This is a genomic window from Pseudoalteromonas sp. THAF3, assembly GCF_009363775.1.
GTDB classification, from domain to species: domain Bacteria; phylum Pseudomonadota; class Gammaproteobacteria; order Enterobacterales; family Alteromonadaceae; genus Pseudoalteromonas; species Pseudoalteromonas ruthenica.
Genome location: NZ_CP045419.1, coordinates 773,346 through 789,635 on the forward strand (window position 1 = coordinate 773,346; position 16,290 = coordinate 789,635).

At 45.5% G+C, this 16,290-nt stretch carries 6 protein-coding genes; 4 read left to right on the plus strand and 2 right to left on the minus strand.

The genetic code is table 11. From position 1 onward, the window contains the following. The first annotated feature begins 382 nt into the window (after window positions 1-382). The 4 genes from FIU82_RS18525 (at window position 383) to FIU82_RS18540 (ending at window position 13,138) form a co-directional block, all read left to right on the plus strand. Window positions 383-2,887: a S8 family serine peptidase gene (locus FIU82_RS18525; protein WP_152441909.1), complete on the plus strand. Its 2,505-nt coding sequence runs from the start codon at window positions 383-385 to the stop codon at window positions 2,885-2,887. 334 nt (window positions 2,888-3,221) lie between these two features. Next, window positions 3,222-6,140 carry a TonB-dependent receptor gene (locus FIU82_RS18530; RefSeq protein WP_045978888.1) on the plus strand — a complete coding sequence of 973 codons (2,919 nt, stop codon included), beginning with the start codon at window positions 3,222-3,224 and terminating at the stop codon, window positions 6,138-6,140. A gap of 466 nt (window positions 6,141-6,606) precedes the next feature. Then, complete coding sequence (locus FIU82_RS18535; RefSeq protein WP_045978889.1) at window positions 6,607-9,477, plus strand: TonB-dependent receptor; 2,871 nt, start codon at window positions 6,607-6,609, stop codon at window positions 9,475-9,477. A gap of 754 nt (window positions 9,478-10,231) precedes the next feature. Continuing rightward, window positions 10,232-13,138 (plus strand): TonB-dependent receptor, encoded by a 2,907-nt coding sequence (locus tag FIU82_RS18540; protein WP_045978890.1) that lies wholly within the window; start codon window positions 10,232-10,234, stop codon window positions 13,136-13,138. A gap of 41 nt (window positions 13,139-13,179) precedes the next feature. On the opposite strand, the gene FIU82_RS18545 is transcribed toward FIU82_RS18540, so the two are convergent. Both FIU82_RS18545 and FIU82_RS18550 read right to left on the minus strand, forming a co-directional pair. Beyond that, on the minus strand, window positions 13,180-13,923 hold the full coding sequence (locus FIU82_RS18545) for a (2Fe-2S)-binding protein (protein ID WP_172972763.1): 744 nt from the start codon (window positions 13,921-13,923) through the stop codon (window positions 13,180-13,182). Beyond that, window positions 13,871-16,267, minus strand: a complete 2,397-nt coding sequence (locus FIU82_RS18550) for a GNAT family N-acetyltransferase (protein WP_152441911.1) — start codon at window positions 16,265-16,267, stop codon at window positions 13,871-13,873. Before FIU82_RS18550 ends, FIU82_RS18545 begins: the two co-directional genes overlap by 53 nt. Window positions 16,268-16,290 lie beyond the last annotated feature (23 nt).

The following is a 16,290-nucleotide window of genomic DNA, read 5'->3' on the forward strand; positions in this document are numbered from 1 at the left end:
CTCTAAGTTCACTTTGAAAGCAGATAAATTAGCAATTTTTATGGTTGATTATTTGTTTATTAAAATCAGTGTGTTGCGTTTGTTTTTGTAGATTTTTATGGTGGAGATTAGCGGCTGCTAACAAAAAAGCATGAGAAAAAATGAGTTGAAATTGCTCGAAGTGGGATCAAAAAAAAGCATGAGAGACTCAACCTTTGTGGATTAAATTTAACAAAAAAGAGTGGTTTTTAACTTTCTGTTCATTTTTGTTTTGCGTGTTCCTAAAACAGTCGCTACAACAAAGAGGTTGCCACACATTGACTGCGTATGTGCTCTTTTGGAGAAGAGACACTTACTTCTGTGTACCTTCGGGCCACACAGACAACTTCTATGGAATAGATCTATGAAAACCAAACTATCTGCGCTGACTTTAGCGCTCGTTCCGGTACTTTCATTAAGCGCTCACGCGGGCGTTCACATTAAAGATACAGCTGCCACTGACAATGACGACAGCATCCTTGTGGTATTCAAACAAGGCACTTCTGCCGCAGTGCGTGCTCAAGCACGGTCTTTAGTCAAAGCAAAAATCAGCGATTTGAATGCTGACGAAGTCGATGATCGCTATAAGCATGTGCTTGGTGGTCGTCTTGCCAATTTTAAACTCGATGGCGTCAGTGCCAAACAAGCCTTGGCGGCTCTTAATAAGCACCCTGGTGTGGAATATGCCGAGCCAGATTACCAAGTAAAAGCATTAGGCGTGCCTGACGACAGCCGTTTTGATGAGTTATGGGGCCTTCATAACCTTGGGCAAACTGGTGGTACAGAGGATGCAGATATTGATGCTGTTGAAGCATGGGATATTACCACTGGCTCCGCAGATGTAATTGTCGGCGTTATCGATACTGGTGTTGATTACTCACACCCTGATCTTGCCATGAACATGTGGGTGAACCCTGGTGAAGTTGCTGGTGACGGTGTGGATAACGATGGCAACGGCTATATCGATGATGTTCACGGTATTAATGCCATCACTGGTGATGGTGACCCTATGGATGACCAAGGTCATGGCTCGCACGTCTCTGGCACCATCGGCGCATCCGGTAATAATGCTGAGGGCGTTGTCGGTGTAAACCACGAAGTATCCATCGCTGGTTGTAAGTTCCTCAGTGCAGCAGGCACGGGTTCAACATCGGATGCGATTGAGTGTATCGATTATTTCGTGGCCCTGAAAAATGACGGTCACAACATTCGTGTTACCAACAACAGTTGGGGTGGCGGCGGCTTTAGCCAAGCGCTTGCGGATGCCATTACGGCGAGCGAGAATGCCGACATTCTTTTCGTTGCCGCCGCAGGTAATGACGCGGTTGATAACGATGTTAACCCTCACTACCCATCGAGCTATGAGCATGAATCAGTGCTTTCTATTGCCAGTACAACGCACACCGATGCGATGTCAGGGTTCTCACAGTGGGGCTTAACAAGTGTTGATATGGGTGCTCCAGGCAGCGCTATCCTCTCTACTGTGCCGGGGGGCGGTTATGCGTCCTACTCCGGCACCTCAATGGCCACACCTCATGTTGCAGGCGCTGCAGCGTTAGTGCTGTCGGTGAATCCGAGCTTGAGTGCAGTAGAAGTGAAGCAATTGCTAATGAGCAGTGGTGATGCGAATGCTGACTTAGATGGAATGACCGTTGCGGGTACACGTTTAAATGTGAACCAAGCGGTGATTGATGCTGACCCTGAGCCAGGCTTTAGAATGACGGCTGCGCCCCGTAACCAAGAGATTGTTGCCGGTGACACTGCGACTTATGAGCTGAGCTTTAGTTCGGTGGCCGAGTGGCAAGGAACAATCGATCTTGCGCTTGTTGCAGGCATTGATGGCGCAAGCTTGTCGAGCAACACTGCACAGCCAGGTGATGTGGTAACGCTGAGCGTGCCAACGACGGCGCAAACGCAATGGGGTGAGTACAGCTTTACCATTGATGCAACCTCGGGTGATTTAGCACAGCAAAAGTCAGTTGAGCTATACGTATTACCTCAGGGGTTAACTGAGTTTAGCTATGAAAACACCACTGCTGTGGACATTCCTGATAATGACGCAACAGGTATCACGTCAGTGATCACTGTTGCAGATGACGTCACGGTGTTTGATACCAATACCTTCGTAGATATCAGCCACACTTGGATTGGCGATTTGATTGTCACGCTTACTTCGCCATCAGGCACGGTAGCTACGCTTCATAATCGCAGTGGCGGTAGTGCGGATGACATTAACGAAACCTTCAACTCAGAGGCCTTTAATGGTGAAGTGGCCACCGGTGATTGGACGCTAGCGGTGTCTGATAATGTAGGTGCTGACACGGGTACATTAAACGCTTGGACCCTTAACCTTACAGGCATTGGCGAAGTAACGGCGCAGCCGCCGCAGGCAGGCTTTAGCTATGACGTTAATGATCTAAGCGTGCAGTTTACAGATGCAAGTTCTGATGTGAACGGCGATATTGTTAGCTGGATGTGGGACTTTGGTGACGGTGCCAGCAGCTCTGATGCTAGCCCTATGTATACCTACGCAGATTATGGCACGTACAGTGTAAGCCTGACTGTGACCGACAGTGAAGGTAACAGTGATACCTTAACTCAAGAAGTCACTTTAAGCGCAGATGATGTGCAACTCGAAGTGGTACGTGCTAATAAAACACGCTTAGGCTTTATGCGCGTTGAATTGGCATGGCAAGGCAGCAGCGCTGAGCAAGTGGATGTGTACCGTAATGGCGAGTTCTTAGAAAGCACTGCCAATACCGGTGGCTATCGTGACTTTGAACGCCGCGCAGACCAAACTTCTTACACCTATCAAATCTGTCAAGAAGGCGATATTTGTTCGAATGAAGTGACAGTGACTTTCGAGTAACTATAAACACGCAGTGCAAAGCACTGACGCAATGATAAAACCCCGAACTCAGTTAGTTTGGGGTTTTTTTATTGATTACTATGTCGTCGCTAGGTGAATGCATGTGTTGGAGTTACCCGAGATGAGGTAATAAGTCATACAAATTGACATAATCAGAACAAAAATTAATCCAGGTAAAGATTTATTTACATAATTATTGATGGTGCACGAAAATAGTGCTGTTTTTTATTGTAAAAGTTGAGAATTATATGTAAAAAGTATGTTGTGAGTTACATGATTTAAACATAATGCTTGTCATGGTTCGCTTTATAACAATAAATTCAGGGAATTAACAATGTTCAACAAATCTTCAATTAGCAAAGCTATTCAATATTCTTTGTTGCTTGGCACTGTTGCTTCGGGCACCGCGATTGCTGCGGAAGAGTCTGACCGAGTCAAAGAAGTCGAAAAAATTCAAGTTACAGGTTCTCGTATTGTAAAACCTAAACTATCTCAACCTGCCCCTATCGTGACTATCGGCGCAAAAGACATCGCTCAAGCAGGTGTCCCTGACCTAGGTAGTGTTCTCGCAGAGCTTCCGGCGATAGGTTCGACAGACACTCTGATTGGTAACAACGACAGCAACGCACTAGCTGGTGTAACCTCTGCTGACTTGCGTCGCCTAGGTGCAGCTCGTACTCTAACTTTGGTAAACGGCAAACGCCATGTTGCCGGTGCACCTGGTAGTGCTCAGGTGGACTTAAATACTATTCCTGCGGCGCTAATCGAACGCGTTGAGGTTATCACCGGTGGCGCATCAGCTATCTATGGTTCTGACGCAGTTTCTGGTGTTGTAAACGTTATCCTTCGTGATGACTTCGAAGGTTTCGAGTTTAATGGTTCTGTAGGTAATTCTACAGAAGGTGTTGGTACTAAAAACCACTCTTACAGCATCGTCGGCGGTGCCGAAGTGTTTGATGGCCGCGGTAACGTTACTTTCTTCGCAGGTAAAGATCGTATTCGTGAAGTAATGGCAAATGATATTCGTCAAGTTAATCACTATGGTACGATTCAAAACCCAGAGAACACTGGCGAAGAAGATGGTATTCCAGATCAGCTAACCGTACCTAATGTAATGTCAGAGCGTATCAGTGAGAACGGTGTTATCAACCCATTTGGAGCCGCTGGTTCAATTTGGACATTTGATAATAATGGTGTGCCAGAGCTCATGCCTGAGCGCGAATTCACCAATAGCTTTGCTTTTGGTAGTTTCCCTGATGGATGCCAATATTGCTTTAAGACTCAAGATTATGAAAATGTTTATCCTGACTTAGACAAAACAACTGTTGGCTCAACTTTCAACTTTGATTTGAGTGATAACCACTCTTTCTACAGTGACTTTAAATTTGTTCGCTCAGATATCAAACAACAGTTCCAGCCTTCATTCCGTTTTGGTAACGTGGCTATCAATGTTCAAGATAACCCTTACCTAGATGAAACGTTGCGTCAAGACTTGCTTTCTCAAGGCACTGAAGTTGCAACATTCTCGAAATTCTTTGGCGAGCTTGGTAACCGTAGCGCTGCTAACAAGCGTGAGCTATTCCGCTTCGTAGGTGGTTTTGAAGGGTACTTCACGTTAAGTGAAACAGACTTCACTTATGACACTTATTATGTGTTTGGTCGCACAGACAACGTTCGTAATACCTTGAACGATCTTATTCCTGATAATTTTGTTGCTGCTCTGGACGCGGTAATTGACCCTGCTACAGGTGAAGTGGCATGTCGTAGCCAAGTGCCTTCTGCGCAAGGTGAAGGTTATACTGATCCTGCAAGTGTGAATGGTGGTGACTGTGCGCCATACAATCCATTTGGTTTCAACCAAGCGTCACAAGCTGCTAAAGATTGGGTAAGTGCTGATGTAACGCGTACTGACAAAATTACTCAAGAAGTTGTTGGTGGTTACGTTGCGTTTGATAGTGCAGAACTATTCGAGCTACAAGGTGGCCCAATCGGCATTGCAACCGGTTTCGAATACCGCGAAGAAACATCAGAAACCATTACTGATGAGTTCTCTAAAGCAGGATTCTTAACCACAGCGGCAACACCGGATTCATACGGTGAGTACGATGTAAGTGAAGGTTTCATCGAATTGAGCTTCCCGATCCTTGCAGGTATGTCGTTCGCTGAAGAACTGACAGTAGACGCGGCATATCGTACTGCAGACTACTCACACACTGGTTCAAGCAGCTCGTGGAAGGTCGGTCTAATGTATCAACCTTTCGATGACTTACGTATTCGCGGTACTATCGGCGAAGCAGAGCGTGCTCCGAACATTGCAGAGGCGTTCGATCCACAATCTCCAGGCTTCGGTCGCGTATCCGATCCATGTGATGCGGATAACATTGATGATAACCCGAACCGTCGTGCAAACTGTGCTGCGCTGGGTATTCCAGCTGACTTCCAAGCTAACGATAACGTGAGTGTGGATACGCTAAGTGGTGGTAATCCGGACCTTAAACCAGAGAAGTCAACTTCATTTACTGGTGGTTTAGTATGGACCCCAAGCTTTGCTGAAAACTTCTCAATGACCTTAGACTACTATGACATTGAGATTGAAGATGCGATTTCATTCATCGCAACACAAAGTATCGCAGACAACTGTGTTGATGCGGCTGGCGGTATCGATGAGGCGTTCTGTAGCCAAGTAGACCGAGATCCAGAAACGTTCGACATTGAGCTAGTTCGCTCTGGTTATCTAAATGCGGCAGCTATCACTACACGTGGTATTGACGCCGACTTTGACTATCGTACTGACTTAGCTGACTTTGATATTGACGGTGAGCTTACCTTTAACCTGTTCATTAACCACTTGATTGAACTAGAAGATTTCGAGTTCCAGAATCGTCCTGATAAAGTGAATGTCGAAAATGGTGAAGTGGGTGACCCTGAATGGCAAGGTCGTTTCACTGTTCAGTACACTTGGCAGGATCTGAACCTTACGTGGACGACACGTTACACTGACCGTTCAGCGCGCTTTGATGTATCACCAGAAGGGGATATTGAAGAGGATATTTCTCCTGCATACGTAGGCAGTATCGTTACTCACGATCTATCTGCTCGATACCAGTTAACAGATAACATGCGCGTAGACTTGGGTCTTCGTAACCTTACTGACAAACTACCTCCTGCTTATATCCAGGCAAGTGGTGGTAACGAAGCCATCTACGATGTAGTAGGTCGCCGCTTCTTCGCAAATGTTAATGTAACCTTTTAAGGTAAAGTTAAAATTAACAAAGCCCCTGCGTAGGGGCTTTTTTTGTGCCCAAAATAGCAATAGGGTGTTTTTTTTGCAATTAAAGGTAATTGTAGCGAATCTCTGTAGATGTTAATTTATTCTATAAGTACCGTTTCTGTATTATTTCTTAATTTGCAACCTGTGTCTTTTGGGTTTGATGTCATCATCCCCGTTTTTGCTTGTTTTTATTCTATTCTGTACATGTTTCCTGCAACCGATCATTTTTAAATCTGGATTCCCCTCATTATTTTTTTACAAAAATTTAAATAAAATAAAACAAAAGTAAATTAATAGTAGTGTAACCTGCTGTTAATTAAGTTAAATTTTTTGTCTAGAAAAGCTTTTATTTTTATTCCTTTGTGTTACAAAATGTTTTCAGGCTAGGCCCTTTATAGGGGGTATAGTCACATAAAAATAACGAACTTCATTTTTAACAGGGATAACTATGACTTCATTTAGCAAGTTAGCCATTGCTGTAAAATCGGCTGTGGTTTTAGGCGCAGTAGCGCACACGGGTGCTTCATGGGCAGCGGAAGAGGGCGGCCAAAACCAAGAAGTAGAACGTATTCAAGTAACAGGCTCAAAAATTAAACGTATTGGCGAGCTATCACCAACTCCGGTTACGGTTATTAGCGGTGATAACTTGGTTGACGCTGGTATTACCAATGTCGCTGACCTTTTATCTGAAATGCCTAACTCAACAGTAGGTCTGTCCCCAGAAACAACTAACAACAGTGTGTTTGCAAATGGCTTAAACAATACCGACTTACGCGGCTTAGGCACTGAGCGTACATTGGTACTTGTTAATGGTCGACGCTTTGTTGCCGGTGCGCCTGGCAGCAGTGCAGTTGATTTGAACAACATTGCAACTTCTATGATAGCCCGTGTTGAGATTTCAACGGGTGGTGCTTCTGCAGTATATGGTTCCGATGCAGTCGCTGGTGTTGTAAACATTATTACTAAAAAGTCATTCGATGGAATGGAAATCGACGCCTCTACTTCTCAACCTACGCAAGACGGCGGCGAATCATATTACACATCACTTACTTTCGGTGACGAAGGTGAGAATAGTAGCTTTATTGCTAACATTACTTACACCAAAAACGAACAATTACGAGGTGACCAGCGTGATTTCATTCGTAATGGTGTAATCAGCTTAGATCACCCAGATAATGTCGATAACGAAGATGGCATTCCAGGGCGTACTACTTTAGATCGTGAAGGTTCTACATCATTATTTATCTACAGTAAGAATGGTGACTTCTTTGCTAACGATGGTGGCCACTACGCCTTTGGCGATGATGGCTCAATCCGTCCGTTCGCAGCGGAAGGTTTTCTTCCCGCAAGCTCAACACCTGGTAGCCGTAATACTCAATATTATACTGGCGAAGGTGATGGCTATAGCTTCTTAGAGCACAAGTATGTTCGTACGCCACTGGAACGTCTAAATGCGTCGATCAATGTAAACTACGATTTGGCTGAAGATCACTCTATGGCGTTTGAAATGACATATTCAAATACGTCAGCATATGGTGAGTCATCGCCAGCTTTCTTCTACCTAGGTGGCAATAGTACAGATAATGCATTTTTCGATGACCAAACAAAGCAGTTTTTTGCTGATCAAGGTATGGACACGTTCAATGCTTACTACCTAGCTGATTTGTTCGGTCACCGTCAGTACGACCAGAAACGTAGCCTTATTCGTGGTGCGCTAAGCTTTGAAGGCATCATCAATGACGATTGGAGCTATGACGCATATATTACCAAAGGCCATGTTCAGTCAGACACGACTTGGTATGGTGAGCTATTCGAACAACGCTTTAGAGACGCTATTGATGCAGTAGAAATTGATGGCAATATTGTGTGTGCTGAGCGTGATGCAGACGGTGAAGTGATCGGTGCCAAAGCAGGCTGTTCTCCATTGAATATTTGGGGTAAAGGCTTAGCGTCACAAGAAGCGTTAGATTATGTTGGAACCGATGCTACACGCAGAGCCTCAATTGACCAAACTGTGATTGCGGGTACGGTTTCTGGCTACATGTTTGAACTTCCTGCAGGCCCACTTGCTGCGGCTTTCTCGGCCGAGTATCGCGAAGAGAAGTCATCTACTTTGCCTGATCCTGCAATGCGCGAGGGTCTTATTTTCAACAACCAATCAGATGCGCTTAAAGGTGAGTTTGACGTAACAGAGCTTGCGGCCGAATTCTCGGTTCCTGTTGTTGTTGATACGTTCTTTGCTGATGAAGTGTATTTTGAATTGGCTTACCGCTACATGGATTACTCTTCAACAGGGACTGATAACGCGTGGAAGGTTGGTTTTAACTATGTACTGAACGATGAACTGCGTTTTCGTATTAACCGTTCAAAATCTGTTCGCGCACCGAGTATTTCTGAGCTTTATCAACCTGCCGCGCAGACATTCGCATCTTTTGACGACCCTTGTGAACAGGGTGAAATTGATAACGCCGGTGAATATCGCGAGAACATTGAGCGTAACTGCCGTGCAGCGGGGATCCCTGAGGGTTGGGCTCCATCTAACCTATGGAAGTCAACTAACCACCCAGGCTTTGTCGTAGGTAACACCGAATTAGATAACGAAACAGCAAACGACTGGACTATTGGCTTTATATATACTCCTGAATTTGTTGAAGATCTATCTATTACAGTGGACTACTGGGAATTCGATATCGAAGAAATGATCGTATCACCAGAAGCGCTTACTGTGGTTAATGGTTGTTATGAGTTTGAAAGCTTAGATAATCCTTACTGCGATTTGATTGAGCGTAACCCAGAAACCCTAGAAATCGATAACTTCTATCAAAAGCCAGTTAATGCGGCAACGAGCTTTATCGCTGGTACCGATGTTGAAATTAACTATGGCTTAGATACAAGTTTTGGTCAGTTTAACTTCCGATTAGTATCTACCTACTTGGATGAGCGTACTCAAAACAACACTGGTAAAGCTGAAGATGAGCGTAGTTACCAAGGCGAATATCATCGTCCTCGCTGGAAAGCTCGTTTCATGACTAACTACTACTGGGAAGATCTAACCGTTGCCCTTGCGGCAAACTATCGTCACGCCACGGTGCTTGATAGAGAGTGGACATCAGAAGATAACGACTATAACGATGTACCTTCTTACACAGAGTGGGATCTAACGGCGCGTTATCAAGTGTTGGACAATCTAGAAGTGCGTGGTGGTGTGTTAAATGTATTCGATCGCACTCCACCTCGTAACCCTGTACTGTATGATGATGGTGAGTTCTACGATCTAGACGGTCGCACTTTAACTGTGGGCTTTAACTATAAGTTCTAATGTAGATTGGTAAAGAACTTGGCTCCTAGATTTCAATCTAGGAGCCTTTTTCTATCATCACCTTTCATTTAACGCTTGATAAAGGTGGAGTCAGTTTTTATCTTTTACATTTAAATGGTTTTTACAAGTCACCTTTCTATTTTTATTCTTTTGTTTTTCCCTGTTTTGTTGTTACCTGAGCCCAAGCCACAAGTGGACAGCTGCAAATTGAGCTGGAGCATGTTGTTTAAATAGCATTCAAGACAAAGAGCTCATAGGTCAGTGAAAGCCTCGACCAAAATCATGGTGCAAGCTGTGCTGGGAGTCCTTGAAGAATGTTTAGGGATCTTCGCTATTATAATCACTCCTTTTTAACAATCAGCATTAGAGTTTTTTGTTAATAGCACATTTTATGTTGTCCTTTGATTTTTTGTTTCTTTAATTGCAATTGTTGCTTGTTTGTGTGTGCTGTCCTTAGCAGTGGGGATTCCGCCGTACCTATTTGTTGGGAGTGTTTTCGATAAGTTGAGTCTTCTTTATGTCCCTTAAATGACAATGGCACAATATTAAAGGTTAAAAAACTAAACATAAATTTAAAAAAAATTACACTAGTTTGCATCTTTGTTGTTACAACCTGTTGTTATTTAAGTTAAAAATTTGTCTCTTTAGGCTTCCAATTGTTTTTTTTTGTGATACTAATTGTTCCTGAACCCAGTCCTTTATATGGGTTTCACTCTTAGAAAAATAAACAACTTTCAGTTTACAGGGAATAATTATGACTTCATTTAGCAAGCTTGCGCTGGCGGTCAAATCGGCCGTAGTCATTGGCGCAGTCGCTCACACAAATGCATCATTTGCAGCAGATTCTGATCGCGTACAAGAAGTAGAAAAAATCCAAGTTACGGGGTCTCGAATTGTTAAGCCTAAGCTTTCTCAACCAGCACCTATTGTTACGATTGGCGCTAAAGATATCGCTCAAGCAGGTGTGCCAGATTTAGGTAGTGTACTTGCAGAGCTACCCGCAATTGGTTCGACAGACACGCTCATTGGTAACAATGACAGTAACGAATTTGCTGGTGTTACGTCTGCGGACTTGCGTCGTTTAGGCGCTTCACGGACTTTGGTGTTAGTAAATGGCAAGCGCCACGTGGCAGGTGCGCCAGGTAGTGCACAGGTGGACCTTAACACTATCCCTTCAGCACTGATCGAGCGTGTGGAAGTGATCACCGGTGGTGCCTCTGCGATTTATGGTTCAGACGCCGTCTCTGGCGTTGTAAACATCATCCTTCGTGACGATTATGAAGGCTTTGAATTTAATGGTTCCGTAGGTAACTCTACTGAGGGTGTGGGTACTAAAAACCACTCTTTCAGTGTTACTGGTGGTGCTGAAGTGTTTGACGGCCGTGGTAACGTTACCTTTTTCGCAGGTAAGGACCGTATCGCTGAAGTAATGGCAAATGATATTCGCCAAGTCCAGCATTATGGTAGCGTTGCTAACCCAGAAGATACCGGAGAGACAGACGGCATCCCTGACCGTTTAACAGTGCCTAACGTAATGTCAGAGCTTATTAGTGAGCATGGTGTTATTTCTGCAGATGTTAACTGGACGTTCGACGAAAATGGCGTACCGGTACAAATGCCTGAACGTGTGTACTCTTCAAACGGTGCATTTGGTAGCTTCCCTGATGGGTGTCAATACTGCTTCAAGACGCAAGATTATGAGAATGTTTATCCTGATTTAGATAAAACAACCGTAGCTTCGTCATTTAGCTTTGATTTCACTGATAATCACGCCTTCTACAGTGACTTTAAATTTGTTCGTTCTGATATCAAACAGCAATTCCAGCCCTCTTTCCGCTTCGGTAACGTGTCTGTAAATGTTCAAGATAACCCTTATTTAGACGAAACCTTACGTCAAGACCTTCTTTCTCAAGGGTATGAAACAATTGGCTTTTCAAAATTCTTTGGTGAGCTTGGTAACCGTAGCGCGTCGAATAAGCGAGAGCTTTTCCGTTTTGTTGGTGGCTTCGAAGGTCTATTCACTTTAAGTGAAACTGATTTCTCATACGACACTTACTATGTATTCGGGCGCACCGACAATGTGCGTAATACCTTAAACGATCTTATTCCAGATAACTTCGTTGCCGCGCTTGATTCAGTCATTGACCCGGCTACTGGCGAAGCAGCCTGTCGTAGCCAAGTGGCATCGGCGCAAGGTGATGACTACAGCGACCCTGCAAGTGTAAATGGTGGTGCTTGTGCTCCTTACAACCCATTTGGCTTCAACCAAGCGTCGCAAGCTGCAAAAGACTGGGTGAGTGCTGATGTAACACGTACTGACAAGATTACCCAAGAAGTGATTGGTGGATACATCTCTTTTGACTCTGCAGAGTTCTTCGAGTTGCAAGGTGGGCCAATCGGTATCGCAACTGGTTTCGAATACCGTGAGGAGACATCGCAGACAATTACCGATGAATTTGCTAAGGCTGGTTTCCTTACCACCGCTGCAACACCTGATGCATACGGTGAGTATGATGTTACCGAAGGGTTCATTGAAGTAAGCTTACCACTTCTTTCGGGTCTATCTTTCGCGAAAGAGCTGACATTAGATGCAGCATATCGCTCAGCTGATTACTCGCACACGGGTTCAAGCGGTTCTTGGAAAGTAGGTCTACTTTATCAACCAATCGATGACCTTCGCATTCGCGGTACGTATGGCGAAGCAGAACGTGCGCCAAACATCACCGAGGCCTTTGACCCAGTTTCTCCTGGTTTCCAAAATATCTCAGACCCTTGTGATGCAGCGAACATTAACGATAACCCGAATCGTGCCGCGAACTGTGCTGCATTAGGCATTCCTGATGGCTTTGTCTCGCAGGACGCAGTGAGTGTTGATATTCTAAGTGGTGGTAACATTGATTTGAAACCAGAGCAATCAACGTCTCTAACCACAGGTATCGTTTGGACACCAAGCTTTGCAGATAACTTCTCAATGACGGTCGACTACTACGACATCGAGATTGAAGATGCAATTCAATTTATCTCAGCAGAGACGGTGGCAGAAAACTGTGTTGATGCAGCAGGCGCACCAGATAGTAACTTCTGTGCTCAGGTTGACCGTAACCCTGAAACCAACGACATTGAACTTATCCGTTCGGGCTATTTGAATGCCGCAGCAATTAAAACCAGTGGTATCGAGGCAGACTTCGATTACCGCACCGACCTTGCTGCTTTTGATGTAGATGGCGAGCTAACCTTTAACTTGTTTGTTAACCACTTGCTTGAACTTGAAGAGTTCGAATTCCAAAATCGTCCTGATACCGTGGACGTAGAAGACGGTGAAGTAGGTGATCCACAATGGCAAGGTCGCTTCACTGTCCAGTATAGCTGGCAGGATTTGAACCTGACGTGGACAACTCGTTACACCGACCGTTCGGCTCGCTTCGATGTGTCACCTGAGGGAGACATCGAGGAAGATATCTCACCATCTTATGTTGGCAGCATGATCACACATGATCTATCAGCGCGTTATCAGCTAACAGATAACACCCGCGTTGATTTGGGTCTACGTAACCTAACTGATAAGTTACCACCGGCTTACATTCAAGCAAGCGGCGGTGATGAGGCAATTTACGATGTCGTAGGTCGCCGTTTCTTCGCTAACGTGAACGTTACTTTCTAATATTATTCTACCCTGCTAAAGCCCCTATCTAGGGGCTTTTTTTATGCGCTTTGCTGTGCTTTGCACTTGATAGGACAGTTCTGACAGGTCTCTTGTGCCTTGAGTTGATAGTGCAGGCAACACGTCATACGTGAGCTGTGGTATTGACCTTGTGAGCAGTGAATAGTTTGCCGAAAGCGCGGATAAAAAAGCTGTTGCCAACCTTGATGTGCTTGGTGCAGGTACGCTTCATTGCCGTACCCGCCAGCATGTAGCAGTGCCGAAGTTAACGTGTCACTTAACAGTCGTTGGGCTAATCCCGGGCTTAACCCCGCATACCTTGCGATGTGCTGCTGCCAACCTTGGCTTAGTGTTAACAGCTGAGTATGGCACTGCTTTCTTAATATCTGCTTATCTATGCACTTATCAACATATTGATAAGTCACTGCGCTGAGACCATAAATACTGCCACTGGCGTGCAGCTGCTGTTGCATTACGCCTAATTGAGGTACGCAGTGCAACCCTTCGACACAGGCAACACTTAGGTAAAGCGGTTGCCAGCTAAGCTGCAAAAAGCTATTAACGCTGAGATACGCTGAGCTCAGCTTCTCGGCGCGAGCGTTTAGCCGGGTCAACAACGCCTGCCACGGCTGCCGCTCAAGGTGGTTATTCGCAAACCAGATGTCACCCGGGCGCGGCTCGGCAAACGCCAACAGCGAGCACTGTTGGCGTAATTGCTGTTCAATGGCCTTGTTATGCACGTTCGCTGACATCGGCATAATCGGCAAGCGGATTGCGCAAGTCACCGGCATATTGCATGCTGCTGGCGGGGTCGGCGATATCCACCATCTGTTGGTTATTGCGCAGTTGTAAGCGATTTAAGCAAGACAATGGGAACGAGGGCGCAAACAAATCATGTTTGGCAAACTTGTCTTGCAGCTCGGGGTGAGCCTGTTGGTAAGCATGAATGCTCTTTGCCACGCAGCGCCAAAATGTTGTTTCGCTAATCAACTTGGCATCGACCATAATCGCTGCCAAATAACGGAAGAAGCAGTCAAACACATCGGTAAGAATAGACAGAACCGCCACCTCTTCAGGTACCTCAATCTTGATCCGACTGATTTCGTCGGCGATGGCCATGTCACTATTCAATAGTGCAATCTCTTCACCAATATCCTTAATGAACACCCCGACTGGGATATGATCTTTAAAGCGTAAGATCAGGTTTTCGCCGTGGGGCATAAACACCAGATCGTATTGATAAAAGCAGTGCAACAGAGGCGTCATATAGGCCTGCAGGTAATGCGCTAACCAGCGCTGTGGCGAGAGCCCAGACGCTGCAATCTTGGCGCCGATAAAGCTCTGACCTTGGGTATCAATATGCAGTAAGCTGGCCATGGTCGCTAAGCTTTCATCGTCATCCATATAATGGCGTGGATTTTCTCGCCACAGTGCCGCCATCATTTTTTTATAGGGGTTATCACCGAGCGCCGGGTGGGTGTAATACTGCTCGTCAAAGCCCAGAGTTGCCACCTCTCGAAGCGGTATAAAGCCACATTGGCGCAGATAATCATCACCAGCAACTAAATCGAATAACCATTGGTTGATGGCAGGGGTTACTTTCATATACGCGCTGGAAAGACCGCGCATAAAACCCATATTGAGAATCGATAAGGCTGTTTTCACATAGCATTTATGCGGTTTTGTGATGTTATACAGGGTGCGAATGGATTGCTGTGGTAAGTATTTATCTTGGCTGTAGCCCAAGCATACAATTTGTTTTTGCGCTACGTGGTAGCTGTAAACATGCACCAGTTTATTGAACCACTGCCATGGGTGCATGGGGAATAAGTAATAGTCGTCAGGGTTTAGCCCTTGCTCGCCTAGCTGGGCATCGAAGCGTTGTCGCTCGGCGATATCGAGCTCCTGCGCTATTAAGACTTCATAGCTATAATCGGCGGTGCTCTTAAAGGTAGTGTGGTGTTTATGACATGCAAGCCAAACAATATTAAATGCGCTGGCCGCCTCAGGCGTGTACTGATGAAAGTCCTGAGCATTAAAGCCGATGCGGCCATTGTTGGCGATAAAGCTGGGGTGGCCTTGAGTCATCTGCGTTTCAATCACCTGAAAATCAGCCTGTGCTAGTTGGGCACTGCTGAGGCTGTTATTGCGATACTTAAATGCGAAGCCACTGAGGGTACTGGCAAGCTCCTCCAAATAGGTGCCCAGCATGGTTTGGGCAATGCCTAATTTATCATTACACTCTAACACAAAGGCGATGGCGTCTAGGGCTTGGTGTTGCTCAAGGTGCACTTTGGTAATGCTTTGCGGGTCAACCTGCAAATGGTTGAGCGCCATGGCGTGGGCTTGGAAGTGATAACTGTGTCCGCCGAGGGTGCTGAGCACGTAACCCGCTGCATCTTGGTCGTAGGTAAAGATGCGCTCATGGTAAAATTCGCTCAGCATTTTTGCGATCAGCAAACGATTGGCGTATTGCCATGACTCATCATCCAAATGTTGGCCACTCAGGCTCGGTGTTATACGCTGTTTTTCTGGGCTTTGCCTTGAGCTATCAAAGCGTTCAGGCAACTGCCTGAGATAATTAAAATGCGCGCGCGTTAAGGTGCCTAGCAGCGCCGTTTTATCACCTAGCTGGATCACCTTGTGATGGCTGAAGCCGGCTTTTAAATTAAGGGTATGAATTTTGTGGTTATCGGCATCCGGCTCAACCACCACGCGTTCGCAATCAAGCTCAGTAAACATAAAGTGTAAGACCGAAGTCATCACCCCCAGACTAAAGCCGTGTACGGGCAAGTGCGCCGGTGCCAAAAGCAAATGCATGCCCAAGTCACCGCTTTGTAGATTTAAGTGCTGCTCAAGGTTTAGTAACTGCGGTTGATATACCTCGATAAGCGCGCTGGGTTTATCGTTGATTTCGACGATAAAAGCATGCTGCGCTGGGTCGTTATTGAGTGCTTGATAGAAGTCATTAATTTCTTCGGCAGATTGCTGCGTTGCGCCCCAAAAATGGGCTTGCGGATGATGCAACCATTGCACCAACAGGGATAAGTCGTGTTCAAGATCCAGAGCACGAAAGGTAAGCGTGCCTAACTGTGGATGAGAGTGTGTGTATACAGTATTTTTCGTCATAATTCGTTCTCAATCTGGTTGGT

Bases quoted from the DNA above. Each gene is read 5' to 3' on its own strand.
- FIU82_RS18530 (WP_045978888.1), top strand. From the start codon at position 3,222: ATGTTCAACAAATCTTCAATTAGCAAAGCTATTCAATATTCTTTGTTG.
- FIU82_RS18540 (WP_045978890.1), top strand. From the start codon at position 10,232: ATGACTTCATTTAGCAAGCTTGCGCTGGCGGTCAAATCGGCCGTAGTC.
- FIU82_RS18525 (WP_152441909.1), top strand. From the start codon at position 383: ATGAAAACCAAACTATCTGCGCTGACTTTAGCGCTCGTTCCGGTACTT.
- FIU82_RS18550 (WP_152441911.1), bottom strand. From the start codon at position 16,267: ATGACGAAAAATACTGTATACACACACTCTCATCCACAGTTAGGCACG.
- FIU82_RS18535 (WP_045978889.1), top strand. From the start codon at position 6,607: ATGACTTCATTTAGCAAGTTAGCCATTGCTGTAAAATCGGCTGTGGTT.